Here is an 18,372-nt window from a genome sequence, read left to right on the forward strand (position 1 = left end):
AGAACGGCGAAGGCTTCGAACTCAGAACCGACGGCTGGGGCGCCGTACGGGCGGGTAAAGGCATATTGATCAGCGCAGATGCTCAGGGTAAAGCAGATGGAAATGTCTTGGATATGGAGGCTGCAATCAAGCAGTTGAAAGAAGCCCTAGACATGGCGCAAGGATTGGCAAAAGCAGCCAAACGAGCGGAGATTCCCTTGGGAGATCAAGAATCGTCTGGTTCCAGTAAAAATCTGATGGAGCAAGGAGAAAATTATGGTAATGGAGTCCCAGTAGACCTGGATGCTGATGGTTTGAAAAGTGCAGGTTTAATTGCCAGTGCTCCTGCTGGAATCGTATTGAGTACCCCAAAGGATGTGCAAGCCAGTGCCACTGAAAACATTATGCATACAGCAGGTAATAACATTCATAACAGTGCATTTAAAAAATTTACTGTTGCTGCCGGCGAGGTAATTCGAATGTTCGCGCAGACGCTGGGTATCAAAATGGTTGCATCCAAAGGAGATGTAGTGTTGCAGGCGCAGCAGGATAATATCACTGCTGCTGCGGCTAAAGATGTCCGAATCGAAAGTGTCAATGGCGAAGTAATTATTTCTGCATCTAAAAAGCTTACTTTAGTTTGTGATGGTTCATACATCACAATTGGAGGAGGACAGGTTGAAATTGGAACACCTGGGCAGATTATCAACAAATCATCCGCTTGGCAGAAAGTCGGTCCTGCCAGTCAATCCGTCCAAAGCTCTATGCCCAAAGCAGCCAAAGGGCAGCTTGAGTTGCTTCATTATTATGCAACGCCAAAGAAAGATGGGGTAGCTGGAGGCAAATTCACAGTTATCGACAGCTCTGGACAAGTGCGCAAAGGTATTTTAGATAGTAATGGTTATGCAGTTGTGAGCGGGCTGGCTGAAGGTGCAGCAAAGGTGGTCTTTGGTAAAGATCCGAGAGATGGCCATGATGAAAAAGATATCATCGAAGAAGCTTTTAGGGTTTTGCCAATTGGTAAGCAAATCACATCAGATAAAAATCAAATTGCACAATTTGAATTTGCAAAAAAAGAAGTGAATTCACTTTTGGCAGATGTCAAAAATTTGGCTTCACAAGTGCAAGCATTGAAGCAAGTTTCTGACAACGTAAAAAATCTATCGTATAAAGATTTAGCCAAAAGCTTATCCATCAAGCAACAGCCTGTTTCAGCTGAAAAGGTTATATCTAATATCAAAAAGAAATAATCTGAAATCCATTCAATTTTTATTGTTATATCAGTTTACATTTTAAAGAGTAATATCCAGATGTCTTTGAAAACAATGCCACATACAAAAGTTGCAGTTAGTCCTGCAAATACTTTTACCAAAGATGCCCGAGCAGGAGCCAACAAATTTGACAGTTGGCTCAGACAGATTTCAGACGGCTATATAACTTTGGATAGGCTGGCCATGGCTGCCGGATCCATACCTGTAATCGGCAATGCAATGGCCGTTGTTGATACCATGTTGGCAATTAAAGAGATGGTCAACAAAAAAGATACTAATACACTCGACTGGATGAATTTAGCTATTAATGTTATCGGGATTATTCCGGGGGCTGGTAATGCAGCAAGGACAACATTACGTCCTATCTTGCATTTAGTACGAGATCAAGCATTGCGGCACAAAGGACTTCTCACAGAACCTGTTGTTACTGCAATTGTCAATCACTTCGTAGAGGGGCATAAAGGGGATATTGATGGCTATATAAAGACTATCCAAGGACAAATGGATAGCATGCTTAAGGAAGTTAGCCGTCATGCTCAGCGAACCTTGTCATCCAGTGCAGATGCCCTATTAAAAATAGCTTCAGGAAAGGTTTTTGATACTCGCATGCTGCATCAAAAATCAAAGGAAGCTTTTAACAAAGCAACTATATCGACACTAGAGGGGCAGAATTTATATGTTGTATCACTCAGATATAAAACTGAAGCTGAGGCAAAAGATTTAGCAAACTCGGCTGTTGTCAAATTGGTTCCGGGACCGATTAAAACCAAGTTGACAACAATCGCAGCACAATTGAATGGATATAGCCAGAAAGTGGATGCCCGGATTATGGGGCTGGCAGGAGATTTATTAAAATTATTAAGCTTACTTTTAGAGGCTCTTAAAAAACGTAAAAACCGAGGTCATGCGGCTTCAGTTACTGGTAAAGCTCAGAAAACCAACCCAAATGCCCGCCTAGATGCATCCACTCAGCAAAATAAAAGTAAAGACAAGCCTTCTGACTGCAAAAGTTGCGGTACTGGTGCTTCTAAAAAATCTATTGATTTTGCTACCGGACAGGAAACCTTCACCCATACCGACTTTACCTTGCCCGGCATTATGCCGATAAGCTGGGGTCGTACCTACTGTTCCGGCCTTATCACCTATGAAAAAGGTGAATTAGGCGCACGCTGGATTACCCCTTATACCGCCCGCATCGGTATCCGCAAAAAAGAATTGTTGTATCACACCACTGACGGTCGGACCGTGTCTTTCCCATTATTGGAACCCGACAGGGCTTATCACCATCCGATAGAAGATTTTACGCTGATGCGGGTCAGTGAAGATATGCTGACCCTTAACGTTGGCAAAGATCTGCTGGAGATTTATGAGCGTTATGGGAATGCTTTCCGATTATCGGCCATTAAAGATCGCAATGGTAATGCACTTGGTTTTCATTATTCAGGGCAGCATTTGATTGGAATTAATGATACCAACAACCACCTGGTGGTTATTCACTATAACGAACAGGATAAAATCAGCCGTATTGAATTAGCCGGGGATAATGCCCGTATTTTGGCAAGCTACGAATATGATCAGGCTGGAAATCTTATCAAGGCTACTGATGAGGCAGGAGATGTTTACGAATATGCTTACAAAGACCACTTAATCACGCGTTATACGGACCGTACCGGTAGAGGTGTTAACCTTGAGTGGCAGGGACGTCGCCATTGGGCTAAATGTATTCGGGAATATGCTGATGACGGTAGCGGAGAATTAAGGTTGCGATGGGATGAAAACATCCGTGAAACAATCGTAACTGATGCTTACGGCCATGAAACCAGTTATTTGTATGATGCGGAAAATTATACTTACCGGATTATTTACCCCAATCATACCGAAGAATGGTTTTTCCGTGATGAGCGTAAAAACATTACGACCCATATCCATCCTGACGGTAGCGAGGACAATTACATCTATGATGATAAAGACAATCTGCTTGAGCACATCCGAGCAGATGGCAGTGTCGTTTCTTTCGAATACGATGCCGATAATAATCTGACTGCCGTTACCGACCCCGAGGGACACCGCTGGTTGCGTCAATATGATGCCAACGGCAATATGATTCTCGAAACAGACCCCGAAGAGAACGAAACCCACTATCGCTATAACGATGCAGGCTTGCCGATAGAAATTACCGACGCACTCGGTGGCATTAAAACCCTGACTTGGACGAAGGACGGACAAATCTCGAGTCATACCGACTGCTCCGGCTATACCAGCCGCTGGCAATATGATGACAGAGGCCGTCTGCAAACCCAAATCGATGCCGAAGGCAATAGCACACACTATAGCTACGACTCAAGGGGCAATCCCGAGGCTGTAATCCAAGCAGACGGCACGAGGGAATACTACTTGCATGATGCGGAAGGCAGATTGCTTGAGCATACCGATCCGCTCAAGCAAAGCACCCGCTACACCTACGACAAAGGCGGTCGTCTCTTCATCCGTACCGATGCACTCGGACAACAAGTCCAATACCGTTACGACCTCAACAGCCGTTTGGTCGGACTGCTGAATCAAAACGGCGATCTTTACGGCTTCCGCTACAACAGCGTCGGCGCGCTGACCGAAGAAAAAGGCTTTGACGGTAAAATCACCCGCTACCATTACACCCAAGGCAGCGGCGTACTCGAACGCATAGACGAAGCCGGTACCGTCACCAAATTGGACTACGACTCCGCCGGCCGTATCGAAAGCCGCAGCATCCTTGTGACCGATGAAAACGGAGAAGTACACGAAACCGACAAAGAAAACTACGCCTATGACCCAAGCGGCAGACTGGCAGGAACCCAAAACGCCCACAGCCGCCACCAATACTTCTACGACAAACTCGGCAACCTTATCAGAGAATACCGTCACGACAGCCTGGACGGCACAGCCCGAAGCCACGTCTGGCATCACCGCTATGACGCATTGGGCAACCGTACCGAAACCATCCGTCCCGACGGGCAGCGTATCGGTTATCTCCACTATGGCAGCGGCCACCTGCACGGCATTACCCTCAACCATAATGAAATAGCAGCCTTCGAACGCGACAAACTACATCGCGAAACTGAACGCTCTCTTGGAAAGCATATCCGCCAAGAAACACAATACGACCCCATGGGCAGAATCCTGCAGCAAATCCACAACCGCAGCCGGCGCGAATACGGCTACGATGCCGCCGGACAACTGACCCACATCCAAAACAGAGGAGGTCAAACCCAATACCGCTACGATCCCATCGGCAGACTGATCGCCGCCGTCACTCCCGACTTTAGCGAAACCTTTGCCTTCGATCCCGCCAACAACCGTCTTGACCTAAGCGGCAACAAACAAGACCATACGGACCAAACAAACAGCCAAGAAAAACCGTCCTTAAACAAAGTCTGGGGCAACCTGCTTAAAGAGTATGCAGGCGTACACTACGACTACGACCAACGCGGCAACCTGATCCGTAAAACCCGCAACGGAGAAACCACAGACTACCATTGGAACGGCTACAACCAACTCATTAAAATAGAAAACCGCAACGGCAGTACCGAATACCGCTACGATCCGTTGGGCAGGCGTACCGCCAAAATCCGCAACGGAGAAACCACCGTCTACCACTGGCAGGAAGACACCCTTGCCATCGAAAGCACAAACGGACAAAATACCCATTACCTGTTCGAACCCGGTACATTCGAACCGCTGGCGCAATTTCAGACGACCTCGCCGATAGGCATAGAAAGGGAAGACAAACCTGCCGAACCCTACAGCTACGACCCCGAAACCGATCCGCTGCTGAAAATCCCGTCCGAACCGCAAGGGCAGTCCGAAGCGCAGCCCGACTTGGTTTATTACCAACCCGACCATCTGGGCACGCCGATTGCCGCACACAATGCAAAAGGCGAAGCCGTATGGACGGCCGAATACGAAGCATGGGGCAGAATCCGTAACGAAACCGTTTCAGACGGCCCTAAAGTCAACATCCCGTTCCGCTTCCAAGGTCAGTATTACGACGAAGAAAGCGGGCTGCACTACAACCGTTTCCGGTATTACGACCCTGAAATCGGGCGGTTTGTGAGTCAGGATCCGATTGGGTTGATGGGAGGGATGAATCTGTTTGAGTATGCACCGAATCCGACGTTATGGGTCGATTCACTTGGTTTGCATAAAAAGAAGCGTTGCTGTAATGGCGACCCTTGTTCAGGAAAAAATCCTTCTGCTACTGCAAGAAGGTTTCAAGGATCCGATCCGTACCCAGGAATAGATTCATATAAAAATGTCGTTGTCAAAGCAGGTACAGTTTTGTATACGTTGTATCCGCACGGTAATACACCTGGAAATTATTTTGTGACAGCAAAAGATGTCTTAGCAGCACGGACTGCGAGGGAATACAATGATTCTGTTCAAGTATCTCATAAAGAGAATACAGACGGAGGAAAGAATATGCGAACCGCTTTACATGGTTTTATAGTAACAAAAGATACATGTATGGCTAAGGGAATAACGAGGGCAAATCCACATTTAGGTAAAGGGGGGGCTACACAGTATTTCATTGAAAACATGGATAAAATAAATTTAAAATCAACCAATAAATTAATTAAATATGGTAAATGATATGAATAACTTACAAGTATCTATGAATCATAAAAAAATTACGATAGATAATAATATAGTGATTGATTTTATGGAGGAATTTCCTAATAAATTAAAGGAGTTTTTTACACTTTCTGGAAACAGCTATGTATTTGATAGAGAAATTACATACCTAAGTGAAAAAGCAAATATAATAATCGTTATCTCTCATAAAATTAAAATTTATATCATATTTAAAGATTATATTTATTTAGATAATACTATACTTAATTCGAAGATTGTTCGTAGGTTTATTAAGAAATATCCTATTTTGGCTTCAAGTTATGAGCTTATCAATCCAATGAAACTAGAATTTAAGAATTCGAATATCGTATGGGATTGTTTAAGTTTTACTTATGATGCAAAGCAAGCTGCAATAACCCTTTTGATCACTACATTAAATTAGCTAAATTCTTAAGAAATTTGTAGGCTTAGGATCATATGATTAATTGATCATAGTAATTACCAAATCGACCATCGCGGCTCATCAATTGTCGCACACAATGAAAAAAGCGAAGTTGTATAGTTAGTCGAATACAAGGCTTCAAATTCAACATCCCGTTTCGCTTCCAAGGTCAGTATTACGACGAAGAAAGCGGGCTGCACTACAACCGTTTCCGGTATTACGACCCTGAAATCGGGCGGTTTGTGAGTCAGGATCCGATTAGGTTGAAAGGCGGGGGAAATTTGTATGCCTATGTTGTCAATCCGACTTTATGGATTGATCCATTGGGATTGAACCATAGAAGTGTTTTTGGGAAAGCTGAGACTTTTGCAAAATAGATAATACAAAATATGGAAATAACATTATTCATGATAAAATTTGCTTTGAAAAATTTTAGATGACCTTCCATCTTTTATAATTATTCACGCTGCCAGTATTTAGATGAGGTTCTTAAAAGGAATTTTTATGAAAAAATTATTGATTGTTTTATTTGTTGCAGGCGCATTGAGTGCCTGTTCGGCAATTAAGGATAATTCGGCGGAAAGTTTTGCATCGCATCATCAAACTAGCGTATACAAAACAGGCAAAACTGCGCTTCCTATTCCTGCCAGTGCGCAAGATTGGGAAAAATATTCCGTCGCTAAAACATCCAAACTAATTGATGTTCCGTTACAAGAGAAGAAAGTCTATTACTTTACGCCCAAATTCAAACTGGCAAAACGTCCTGCTAAAGGAGGTTTTTATCGTGAGATTTTGGGTAAGACCTCTGATGGAAACTTAGTGATTCAGGATTTTTATCAGGATAGTGGAACTAAACAAATCGACCCGGCTGTGATCTTGGTTAAAAATGAGAAAAACTTTAATTCTTCAGAAGCTGTAGACGGTGTCGTAACTTCATACTCAGAAGATGGGAAACTATACAATTTCAAGCAAAAAAATGTTGCGCGCAATGAAGTTGTCTATGGCAATTATGTGGATGGCAAACTGGTCATGGCGAGTGAAACCGATCTTGAAGAGAAAAATGCACTCACTACGTTTTTTTATCCTAATGGTAAGAAAATGATTCAAGTTCATGGATCTATTTTTAGTGGAGAGGAAGAATATTTTGATGATGACGGGAAATTGTTATTTAGCCAATTAACCAACGAGTTTCCCAAAGAAATAATGGAGTCGGAAGAGAAATATAATAAACTGATCGAGAAACTAAGTGCGTTAGATCTTAAAAAAGTTGAAATTCTTGAGAAATTAGGTGTTTTACCTTAATAAGGTGTTGAAAGGTCGTCTGAAATTTATACATTTCAGACGACCTTTTCAGTTAAAAATAGTAAACCGCCTCGAAACGCGGTAAAATACGCTCCGTTTCCAACACGACGCCTGAATCAGCAGGCTTTTATTATGGACCTTCCCAGTTCGTTTTTACTGAACTTCCCTTCCGGTTTATCCCGAAATACACGATAACCATCCCGCCGAAATGCCCTCCCGCATCCGGCGGGCGGAGCATTTATGAGCATCGAACAAACCCCTCCGAACCTTGAAAACGACGGTATCGAAAGCGACGTAGAGCGCGTTTCCGCCGATTTCGACCGTATCCACGCGCTGTGCGAAATCCTCTCGCCCGCCTTTCCGCAAATTGAGGAAGGCGTGCCGATTGAAGACGAGGCGTTGCGTGACAAATTTACCGAACTGACCGTCCTTTTGAACGAGCTGCACCCTGCCGACGTGGCGGCAGTGTTGGAATCGTTACCGCCGCGCGAGCGTAATATCGTCTGGCTGCTGGTCACGCCTGAAGACGACGGCGAAGTGTTGCTGGAAGTGTCCGACGCGGTGCGCGAAACGCTGATCGAGTCGATGGACAAAGACGAGCTGTTGGCGGCGGTCGATGACTTGGACGCGGACGAACTGGCGGAGCTGGCGGGCGATTTGCCGCACCAAGTGGTCTATGAAGCCTTGCAGACGCGCGACGAGGAAGAGCGCGCCCAAGTCAAGGCGGCGATGTCGTATGAAGACAACCAAGTCGGTGCGATTATGGACTTCGAGTTGGTCAGCATCCGTGCCGACGTTGCTTGCGAAGTGGTGCTGCGTTACCTGCGCCGTTTCGAGAGCCTGCCCGACCATACCGACAAGATTTTCGTGGTCGATGAAAACGACATCCTGCAAGGCGTGCTGCCCATCCGCAAACTTTTGGTCGCCGATCCCGAAGACTTGGTGGCGGACGTGATGGCGACCGAAGTCGTGCGCTTCCGTCCCGAAGACGATGTGGAAGAGGCGGCGCAGGCATTCGAACGTTATGACTTGGTCACCGCGCCCGTGGTCGATGAAAACAAAAAGCTCATCGGCAGGATTACCATCGACGAGATGGTGGACGTTATCCGCGAAGAATCGGAAGCGGATATGTTGAACATGGCGGGTTTGCAGGAAGAGGAAGATTTGTTTGCGCCTGTCTGGGATTCGGTGAAAAACCGCTGGATGTGGCTTGCTGTCAACCTCTGCACCGCCTTTCTCGCCAGCCGCGTTATCGGCGCGTTTGAAGGCAGTATCGAAAAAATCGTTGCACTCGCCGCGCTGATGCCGATCGTCGCCGGCATCGGCGGCAATTCCGGCAACCAAACCATCACCATGATTGTCCGCGCGATGGCGATGGGACAGTTGACGGGGATGCAGGCGGGACGTTTGTTGAAAAAAGAAGTCGGCGTCGCCTTAGTCAACGGCATCATCTGGGGAACGGTCATGGGCGTGGTGTCATGGCTGCTGTACGGCAGCATCGGCATCGGCCTGGTCATGATCGCCGCAATGACGCTGAACCTCTTGCTTGCCGCTTCGGTCGGCGTACTCATCCCAGTCATCATGGATAAATTCGGACGCGACCCCGCCTTGGGCAGCTCGGTGCTGATTACGGCGGTAACGGATTCCGGCGGTTTTCTGATTTTCTTAGGGCTGGCGACGATATTCTTGTTGTAAGGTCGTCTGAAAAGCGGATGGGAAAGATAAAAGGTCGTCTGAAACCATGTGATTACGGGTTTCAGACGACCTTTTTGTGTTTTATGGTGGATGAACGTGAGTCCGAGATAAGCAAACAATTTCCCTTTAAATACAAAAAATTTTCTTGATAAGTAAATTCAACGGGCGACGGGTAGGGCGTGGCAATGCCTGCCGCGGATTGTAGCGTGGGCTTTGCCCACGGGATTGATAGCTTGGTTTTCGAGTCGGGCGATAAACCGTGTTGTTTTTTTCGTGGGCGGAGCCCACGCTACGGCTGGGTCGGGGTCGTCTGAAATCGTGGGGTGATAGATTTCAGACGACCTGTTTATATTTAAAACTACATATGACTACATTTTTAAATATTATAGTTTTAATTGTAAATCATGATGTTATTTTAGTTCTGGTCGTCTGAAAAGGGAGTGGGTGGAAAATAGGGCGGTTTGGGCGATTTGGATGCCTATTTTCTTGTTTGAACAAAAATTCCTGATAAATGAATTAATTATATTTGTTTTTGAGATGGATTGTTTAAAAACGTTCTGATTGGTTGATAGCGATGTAGGCTTTTTCAGATAAGGATTTGGGGCGTTTTGAGGCGGGAGTTTGGGGTTTTGTTTCTGAAGTATTGTTTATTAATGATTGAATTTTTTAAAAATATTTTAGAAAAAGTATTTGACAGCCTGAAAATTATTTTTTAAATTTGTCCATACTTATAAAAACTACATAGCACTACAAAGGAACCCTATCATGAATCTGTACCAAACTTCTCCGTCTTGTTATAGATTGTCTTCTATCTCTGCCGCATCCGTCGTCGTCTGCTTTTGGGCAGTCGCGGTGGTCTGACGGCTCTTCGCCCGAATCAGGGTTTCTGCATTTCTGCGGACGGTTTGGGTCTTGAAAATTCTGTCTTTCCAACTGTATTTCCTTTCTGAATTTAAAAATTATTAAAAATTCCTTATACCTCCGCCTTAGCCGAATTGTTTGTATTAAATTTTTTAACTGATTGTTTTTATTGATTTTGATTTTTAAGACGACCTGATGGGTTTGGGTTTTGAAAGGTCGTCTGAAAACGGTTTTGAAACCATTGTTTCTTTTTGAACGGTTCGTTTCAGGTTTTGCGGAAACCGGGCCGCTGAGTCGATACTGAAAAAAATCTAATCTACAAAGGAGAAATATCATGAGCCAACTTTCTGCCGGCACCCGTTTCCGCCAAGCTGTGAAGGAGTCGAATCCCCTTGCCGTGGTCGGCTGCGTGAACGCTTATTTTGCGCGGCTGGCGACGCAGAGCGGGTTTAAGGCGGTGTATCTGTCGGGCGGCGGCGTGGCGGCCTGTTCGTGCGGGATTCCGGATTTGGGCATCACCACGATGGAAGATGTGCTGATTGATGCGCGGCGGATTACGGACAATGTGGATACGCCTTTGCTGGTGGACATTGATGTCGGTTGGGGCGGGGCGTTCAATATCGCGCGCACGATTCGCAACTTCGAGCGTGCGGGCGTGGCGGCGGTGCATATCGAAGATCAGGTGGCGCAGAAGCGTTGCGGCCATCGTCCGAACAAAGCCATTGTTTCTAAAGATGAAATGGTAGACCGCATTAAAGCCGCCGTGGATGCGCGCGTGGATGAGAATTTTGTGATTATGGCGCGGACGGACGCGCTGGCGGTGGAAGGTTTGGATGCCGCCATCGAGCGGGCGCAGGCTTGCGTGGAAGCGGGCGCGGACATGATTTTCCCCGAGGCGATGACGGATTTGGCGATGTACCGGCAATTTGCGGACGCGGTGAAAGTGCCCGTGTTGGCGAACATTACCGAATTCGGTGCGACGCCGCTTTATACGCAGCGCGAGCTGGCGGACAACGGCGTGTCGCTGGTGCTGTATCCGCTCTCGTCGTTCCGCGCCGCGAGCAAGGCCGCGCTGAATGTTTATGAGGCGATTATGCGCGACGGCACGCAGGCGGCGGTGGTCGATACCATGCAGACCCGCGCCGAGCTTTACGAGCATTTGAATTATCACGACTTCGAGCAGAAGCTGGATAAATTGTTTCAGAAGTAAAAACCGTTTTCAGACGACCTCCAACCTTGAGTAGGTCGTCTGAAAACCCAAAACCCATAAAAACACAAAGGAGAAATACCATGACTGCAACCCCCGAAACCCTGACCTTCAAACCGAAAAAATCCGTCGCCCTCTCCGGCGTGGCGGCGGGCAATACCGCGCTGTGTACCGTCGGCCGCACCGGCAACGATTTGAGCTACCGCGGTTACGACATCCTCGATTTGGCGCAGAAATGCGAGTTTGAAGAAGTCGCCTACCTGCTGATTCACGGTCATCTGCCCAACAAATCCGAACTCGCCGCCTACAAAACCAAGCTCAAATCCATGCGCGGCCTGCCTATCCGCGTGATTAAAGTGTTGGAAAGCCTGCCTGCGCACACGCATCCGATGGACGTCATGCGTACCGGCGTGTCCATGCTCGGCTGTGTCCATCCCGAACGCGAAAGTCATCCCGACAGCGAAGCGCGCGACATTGCGGACAAACTCATCGCCAGCCTCGGCAGCATCCTGCTCTACTGGTATCAATATTCGCACAACGGCAAACGCATCGACGTCGAAAGCAAGGAAGATACCATCGGCGGCCACTTCCTGCACCTGTTGCACGGCAAACGCCCGACCGAATCGCAGGTGAAAGCCATGCACGTTTCACTGATTCTGTATGCGGAACACGAGTTCAACGCCTCCACCTTCACCGCCCGCGTGATTGCCGGTACGGGTTCGGACATGTATTCCTGCATCACCGGCGCCATCGGCGCGCTTAAAGGCCCGAAACACGGCGGCGCAAACGAAGTCGCCTACGACATCCAAAAACGCTACCGCAACGCCGACGAAGCCGAAGCCGACATCCGCGAACGCATCGCCCGCAAGGAAATCGTTATCGGGTTCGGCCATCCGGTTTACACCATTTCCGACCCGCGCAACGTCGTGATTAAAGAAGTGGCGCGCGGTTTGAGCCGGGAAGCGGGCGACATGCGCCTCTTCGACATCGCCGAGCGCTTGGAGAGCGTGATGTGGGAAGAGAAAAAAATGTTCCCGAACTTGGACTGGTTCTCCGCCGTGTCCTACCAAAAACTCGGCGTACCGACCGCCATGTTCACGCCGCTGTTTGTGATTTCGCGCTCCACCGGCTGGGCGGCACACGTCCTCGAACAGCGCAAAGACGGCAAAATCATCCGTCCGAGCGCGAACTACACCGGCCCTGAAGACTTGGCGTTTGTGGAAATGGAGGCACGCTGAGAATTTTCAGACGACCTTGTTTTAAAGGTCGTCTGAAAAAGAGGTCTTTATAAATTCAACAGCATATTTTATTAAGACGGAAATTTTGATGCATAGTGACAAAGGGGTTTATTTGGATATTCCTGTACAAAATACCAAAGAATTAGTTTGGCAGAAAATACAGGAAATACCTATTTCTGAATGTGGGGAGCCGTTGGTTAGTGTTGGTAATACCGGGCGCATTCGTGCCCTACCTGTTTATTTTTCTCAGGGTATTAAGGGAGCAATAAAGACTATTTTATTGCGTAGAAGTGTTGCTGATAAGCTGGTTCAGGTTACCTCTTTATTACCGGAAACGTATGGCTTGGAAGTTTTCGATGGCTGGCGCCCTATCGCAGTGCAAAGGGCATTGCGAGAAAATATGAAGCACGAAATTGAAAAACGCCATCCTGAGTATGATGAAACTCAAGTGAGAAAAGCATTGGACTGTTTTGCAGCCGATCCAGATCGGACAGGAATGCCTCTTCCTCATTTAACAGGAGGATCTGTTGATGTTGGATTATTTGAGATAAGAAGTGGTAAAAGTTTGGATATGGGAAGTGAGTTTGATGCAACAGGACATTTATCCTATAGCGATGCTTTAGAAAAGGAAGGTGGGTATTTCTCCTCTGCGCGTAATTTACGACGGATTTTGATTCATACGATGAAAGAGGCAGGATTTAGTAATCTGCCAACAGAATGGTGGCATTTTGATTATGGCAATCAAAATTGGGCTTATTTTACTGAGCAAAGCAGCGCAATTTTTGGTGCAGTAGAAGGGCAGGATACTTAGTTACATTATTGAAAATAAAAATTGGGAGGAAAAATGCAAACTTTAATTTTAGCAGATAATCATTTGTTGCTGTGGGCTTTTGTTATGTTGGCTGCCGCTGCCGCAATTTTTATGGAGCAGAATAGCCGCTTGGCCGGGAAAGTCCCTGGTGCAGTATTAGCATTATTGATTGCATTGGTTGCTTCCAATTTAGGTATTATTCCCACGGATGCTCCAGTATTTGATGCTGTATGGTCTTATATTGTACCGCTCGCTATTCCGTTGTTATTGTTCCAATTAGATCTTCATGCACTTTTTAAGGAAAGTGGACGTATGCTGTTTATTTTCCTTATTAGTTCACTCGGGACAGTCATTGGAACACTTATCTCATTTGCACTATTGGAAGACTATATTCCTGAGTTAGATAAGGTAGCCGGCATGATTTCAGCGTCTTATACAGGAGGTGGTGTTAATTTTGCAGCCATGTCGGCCAAGCTTAACCCTGCTAAAGATGTGATTGCAGCAACCATTGTTGCTGATAATTTGATGATGGCTTGTTACTTTTTTATTTTGATTGGTATTTCTTCCGCAAATTGGGTCAGAAAAGTTTGGGGAAGTCCATATCAGGATAAATTGGAGCAGGAATATCATGATCCGAGTGTTAACAAGGCTGCTGAGTATTGGAAACCTAAGTCGATCTCTTTGCAGAGCATAGCTTTATCTTTGGGCGCATCGATTTTGTTGGTGGCAGTTTCATTTTCATTATCCGGTTTTTTGCAAAGCCGTTTTGCAGACGTTGATGGTGTCGCCTTAAGAATGCTGGCAGATTTAATCAGCGACAAATACCTGTTGTTGACGACATTTACATTGGCAGCTGTCTTATTTTTTCGCAAAGGCATTCAAAAACTGGACGGCAGTCAAGAATTGGGAACGTATTGTATTTATTTGTTCTTTGTTGTAATCGGTATTCCTGCCTCTATACCGTTGATTATCAAAACAGCACCATTACTCTTTGTTTTTACTTTGATTATTGCGGTATTGAATTTGATACTGACGTTGGTTTTCGGCAAGCTGTTCAAATTTAGTATTGAAGAAATTGTATTGGCTTGTAATGCCAACATAGGCGGGCCGACTACTGCGGCAGCTTTAGCTATCAGTAAAGGGTGGCGCGATTTAGTCGGTGCAATTTTATTAATTGGTACTGTCGGCTACATTATCGGTAACTATATAGGTTCGTTTGTATATGCCCTATTGAGCTGAAGGCTAAAAACAATAATGCTGCACCTATGTGCAAAGTATTATGGAGTAAATATGAAGCTGCCTGATTTACTGATGGGAATATTTTTGGCAGTTTCTGCAGCCCTTCTGAATGCAACTATCGGTATATTCAGTAAGGTATTAATGGAGCAGGGCTTGTCTGTTCAGCATATTGCATTTTTGAAAACTTTGACAGGTTTTGTGTTTATCAGCATTTTGCTTTGCCGTACCGGTTTTACCAGACAGATTGCGGATATTTCAAAAAAGAAAGAGGCAATCTTGCCGTTGCTGTTAAAAGTAGCAATTTGTGCTTTTTTCGGAATTTACACTTTGTTTTTCTTTGAAACCACCGCTTATCAATACGGTAATGCTGCGAATGTAGTAGTTGTATTAATGGCATCGGCTGCCGTATCTGCCTTGATATTGGACAGCATACTATTAGACGAACGTATTTATATTTCTTCAGTCGTCGGTGTGGGTTTGGCAGTATCGGGGATCGCGGTGATTTCTTGGACTGGAGAAGGAAATTTAGGGTTGATTCTGAATGCCGCACTGGCGGGCTCGGGTTACGGTTGTTTTTCCGTTTTGATTAAAAAATTCGGCTTAAACGGCGGTATTTATTTGACACGGATCTTGATGTTTTTTGGAAGTATTTTTTTGTTTATCCCTTCATTGGAAGGTATTGGGGATATACATTGGCAATGGTCTTTTATTCCGCCACTCTTGGCACTGTCTTTATTGCCGACGATTTTAGGATTTTATTGTACAACTAAAGCATTGGATTATTTGAGTGCCGCGAAGGTGCAGGTAACTGAATTGGCCGAGCCATTATTTGCCGCCGTACTGGCTTGGATGTTTTTGAATGAAATACCGGAAGGACGCTTCTTTGTCGGCGCTATTCTGATTATTGCCGGTATTGTGTCTATCAATGGATTGTATAGACCATTGTTGAAGCGAGTTGAATAGTTTTTATTTCCCAAGATTTCAGACGACCCCTTCAACAAACGTCGTCTGAAACCCCAAACCACAAGAAAAATAGATCCACAGGAGAACTGAACATGGCTGCCAACCAACGTTACCGCAAACCGCTGCCCGGTACGGATTTGGAATACTACGACGCGCGTGCGGCGTGTGAGGACATTCAAGCCGGCTCTTACGACAAGCTGCCTTACACGAGCCGTATTTTGGCGGAGAACTTGGTCAACCGCGCGGACAAGGTCGATTTGCCGACGCTGCAAAGCTGGCTGAGCCAGCTGATAGAAGGCAAGCAGGAAATCGACTTTCCGTGGTATCCCGCGCGGGTGGTGTGCCACGATATTCTGGGGCAGACCGCGCTGGTGGATTTGGCGGGTTTGCGCGATGCGATTGCAGAGAAGGGCGGCGATCCTGCCAAAGTGAATCCGGTGGTGCAGACGCAGCTTATCGTCGACCACTCGCTGGCGGTGGAATGCGGCGGCTACGACCCCGATGCGTTCCGCAAAAACCGTGAAATCGAAGATCGGCGCAACGAAGACCGTTTCCACTTTATCAACTGGACGAAAACCGCTTTTGAAAATGTGGACGTGATTCCGGCGGGCAACGGCATCATGCACCAAATCAATCTGGAAAAAATGTCGCCCGTCGTCCAAGTCAAAAACGGCGTGGCGTTCCCCGATACCTGCGTCGGCACGGACTCGCACACGCCGCACGTTGACGCGCTGGGCGTGATTTCCGTGGGCGTGGGCGGTTTGGAAGCGGAAACCGTGATGCTGGGACGCGCGTCCATGATGCGCCTGCCCGATATTGTCGGCGTGGAGCTGACGGGCAAACGGCAGGCGGGCATTACGGCGACGGATATTGTGTTGGCGCTGACCGAGTTTCTGCGCAAAGAACGCGTGGTCGGGGCGTTTGTCGAATTTTTCGGCGAGGGCGCGAGAAGCCTGTCCATCGGCGACCGCGCGACCATTTCCAACATGACGCCGGAGTTCGGCGCGACCGCCGCCATGTTCGCCATTGATGCGCAAACCATTGATTATTTGAAACTGACCGGACGCGACGACGCGCAGGTGAAATTGGTGGAAACCTACGCCAAAACCGCAGGGCTGTGGGCGGACGACCTGACAACCGCCGTTTATCCGCGCGTGTTGAAGTTTGATTTGAGCAGCGTAACGCGCAACATGGCAGGCCCGAGCAACCCGCACGCGCGTTTTGCCACCGTCGATTTGACGGCGAAAGGGCTGGCGAAGCCTTATGAAGAGCCTTCAGACGGCCTCATGCCCGACGGCGCGGTCATCATCGCCGCGATTACCAGTTGCACCAATACTTCCAACCCGCGCAACGTCGTTGCCGCCGCGCTCTTGGCGCGCAACGCCAACCGCTTCGGGCTGAAACGCAAACCGTGGGTCAAAACCTCGTTCGCCCCCGGCTCGAAAGTGGCGGAAATCTATTTGAAAGAAGCGGGTCTGTTGTCCGAAATGGAAAAACTCGGCTTCGGCATCGTCGCCTTCGCCTGCACCACCTGCAACGGCATGAGCGGCGCACTCGACCCGAAAATCCAGCAGGAAATCATAGACCGCGATTTGTACGCCACCGCCGTACTGTCGGGCAACCGCAACTTCGACGGCCGCATCCACCCGTATGCGAAACAGGCTTTCCTCGCTTCGCCTCCGCTGGTGGTGGCATACGCCGTCGCGGGCAGCATCCGTTTCGATATTGAAAACGACGTACTCGGCGTTTCAGACGACGGCAGGGAAATCCGCCTGAAAGACATCTGGCCGACCGACGAAGAAATCGATGCCGTCGTCGCCGAATATGTGAAACCGCAGCAGTTCCGCGACGTGTATGTACCGATGTTCGACACCGGCAAAGCGCAAAAAGCCCCGAGTCCGCTGTACGACTGGCGTCCGATGTCCACCTATATCCGCCGTCCGCCCTATTGGGAAGGTGCGCTGGCGGGCGAACGCAGCCTGACGGGAATGCGCCCCTTGGCAATTCTGCCCGACAACATCACCACCGACCACATTTCGCCGTCCAACGCGATTCTGGCGGCGAGTGCGGCGGGCGAATATCTGGCGAAAATGGGTTTGCCCGAAGAAGACTTCAATTCCTACGCCACCCACCGCGGCGACCACCTCACCGCCCAACGCGCCACCTTCGCCAATCCCAAATTGTTTAACGAGATGGTGAAAAACGAAGACGGCAGCGTGCGCCAAGGCTCGCTCGCCCGCGTCGAACCCGAAGGCGAAACCATGCGCATGTGGGAAGCCATCGAAACCTATATGAACCGCAAACAGCCGCTCATCATCATCGCCGGCGCGGACTACGGCCAAGGCTCCAGCCGCGACTGGGCGGCGAAGGGCGTGCGGCTGGCGGGCGTGGAAGCCATCGCCGCCGAAGGTTTCGAGCGCATCCACCGCACCAACCTCATCGGCATGGGCGTCTTGCCGCTGCAATTCAAACCCGGCACCAACCGCTACACCCTGCAACTGGACGGCACGGAAACCTACGACGTGGTCGGCGAACGCAAACCGCGCGGCGACCTGACCCTCGTCATCCACCGCAAAAACGGCGAAACCGTCGAAGTCCCCGTTACCTGCCGCCTCGATACCGCAGAGGAAGTGCTGGTGTACGAAGCCGGCGGCGTGCTGCAACGGTTTGCACAGGATTTTTTGGAAGGGAACGCGGCGTAGAGGTCGTCTGAAAAGCAGAAGTAGCGTGGGCTTTGCCCACGAAACAGGGAGGAT

12 protein-coding genes are annotated in these 18,372 nt (G+C 47.9%); all 12 read left to right on the forward strand.

From position 1 onward, the window contains the following. The coding region (locus HMPREF3277_RS10865; RefSeq protein ID WP_141765220.1) for a DUF2345 domain-containing protein at nt 1-1,229 on the forward strand (1,229 nt) is incomplete at its 5' end. Between the two features lie 60 nt (nt 1,230-1,289). Continuing rightward, nucleotides 1,290-5,876, forward strand: a complete 4,587-nt coding sequence (locus tag HMPREF3277_RS14040) for an RHS repeat-associated core domain-containing protein (protein WP_094113527.1) — start codon at nt 1,290-1,292, stop codon at nt 5,874-5,876. Nucleotide 5,877: 1 nt separating this feature from the next. After that, nucleotides 5,878-6,300 (forward strand): hypothetical protein, encoded by a 423-nt coding sequence (locus tag HMPREF3277_RS10875; protein ID WP_049229843.1) that lies wholly within the window; start codon nt 5,878-5,880, stop codon nt 6,298-6,300. 149 nt (nt 6,301-6,449) lie between these two features. Then, nucleotides 6,450-6,677 (forward strand): RHS repeat-associated core domain-containing protein, encoded by a 228-nt coding sequence (locus tag HMPREF3277_RS14045; protein ID WP_283127076.1) that lies wholly within the window; start codon nt 6,450-6,452, stop codon nt 6,675-6,677. A 127-nt stretch (nt 6,678-6,804) separates the two neighbouring features. Then, nucleotides 6,805-7,602 (forward strand): hypothetical protein, encoded by a 798-nt coding sequence (locus tag HMPREF3277_RS10880; protein ID WP_070871127.1) that lies wholly within the window; start codon nt 6,805-6,807, stop codon nt 7,600-7,602. A gap of 240 nt (nt 7,603-7,842) precedes the next feature. Continuing rightward, a complete protein-coding gene (gene mgtE / locus HMPREF3277_RS10885; protein WP_070871128.1) occupies nt 7,843-9,297 on the forward strand; it encodes a magnesium transporter in 1,455 nt (484 codons plus the stop codon). Nucleotides 9,298-10,492: 1,195 nt separating this feature from the next. Next, nucleotides 10,493-11,368, forward strand: a complete 876-nt coding sequence (gene prpB, locus HMPREF3277_RS10895; RefSeq protein ID WP_003779818.1) for a methylisocitrate lyase — start codon at nt 10,493-10,495, stop codon at nt 11,366-11,368. An 80-nt stretch (nt 11,369-11,448) separates the two neighbouring features. Continuing rightward, complete coding sequence (prpC, locus tag HMPREF3277_RS10900; protein ID WP_070871130.1) at nt 11,449-12,603, forward strand: bifunctional 2-methylcitrate synthase/citrate synthase; 1,155 nt, start codon at nt 11,449-11,451, stop codon at nt 12,601-12,603. Nucleotides 12,604-12,691: 88 nt separating this feature from the next. Further along, a complete protein-coding gene (locus HMPREF3277_RS10905; RefSeq protein WP_070871131.1) occupies nt 12,692-13,414 on the forward strand; it encodes a M15 family metallopeptidase in 723 nt (240 codons plus the stop codon). Nucleotides 13,415-13,447: 33 nt separating this feature from the next. After that, entirely contained in the window at nt 13,448-14,653 is a 1,206-nt protein-coding gene (locus HMPREF3277_RS10910) for a DUF819 family protein (RefSeq protein ID WP_070871132.1), read from the forward strand. A 51-nt stretch (nt 14,654-14,704) separates the two neighbouring features. Continuing rightward, nucleotides 14,705-15,616, forward strand: coding sequence for a DMT family transporter (locus HMPREF3277_RS10915; protein ID WP_070603307.1), 912 nt, complete (start codon nt 14,705-14,707; stop codon nt 15,614-15,616). A 92-nt stretch (nt 15,617-15,708) separates the two neighbouring features. Continuing rightward, nucleotides 15,709-18,318, forward strand: a complete 2,610-nt coding sequence (gene acnD, locus HMPREF3277_RS10920) for a Fe/S-dependent 2-methylisocitrate dehydratase AcnD (protein WP_070871133.1) — start codon at nt 15,709-15,711, stop codon at nt 18,316-18,318. Nucleotides 18,319-18,372: the final 54 nt, after the last annotated feature.

The sequence above is a fragment of the Neisseria sp. HMSC70E02 genome (genome assembly GCF_001838645.1).
Lineage (GTDB): Bacteria > Pseudomonadota > Gammaproteobacteria > Burkholderiales > Neisseriaceae > Neisseria > Neisseria macacae.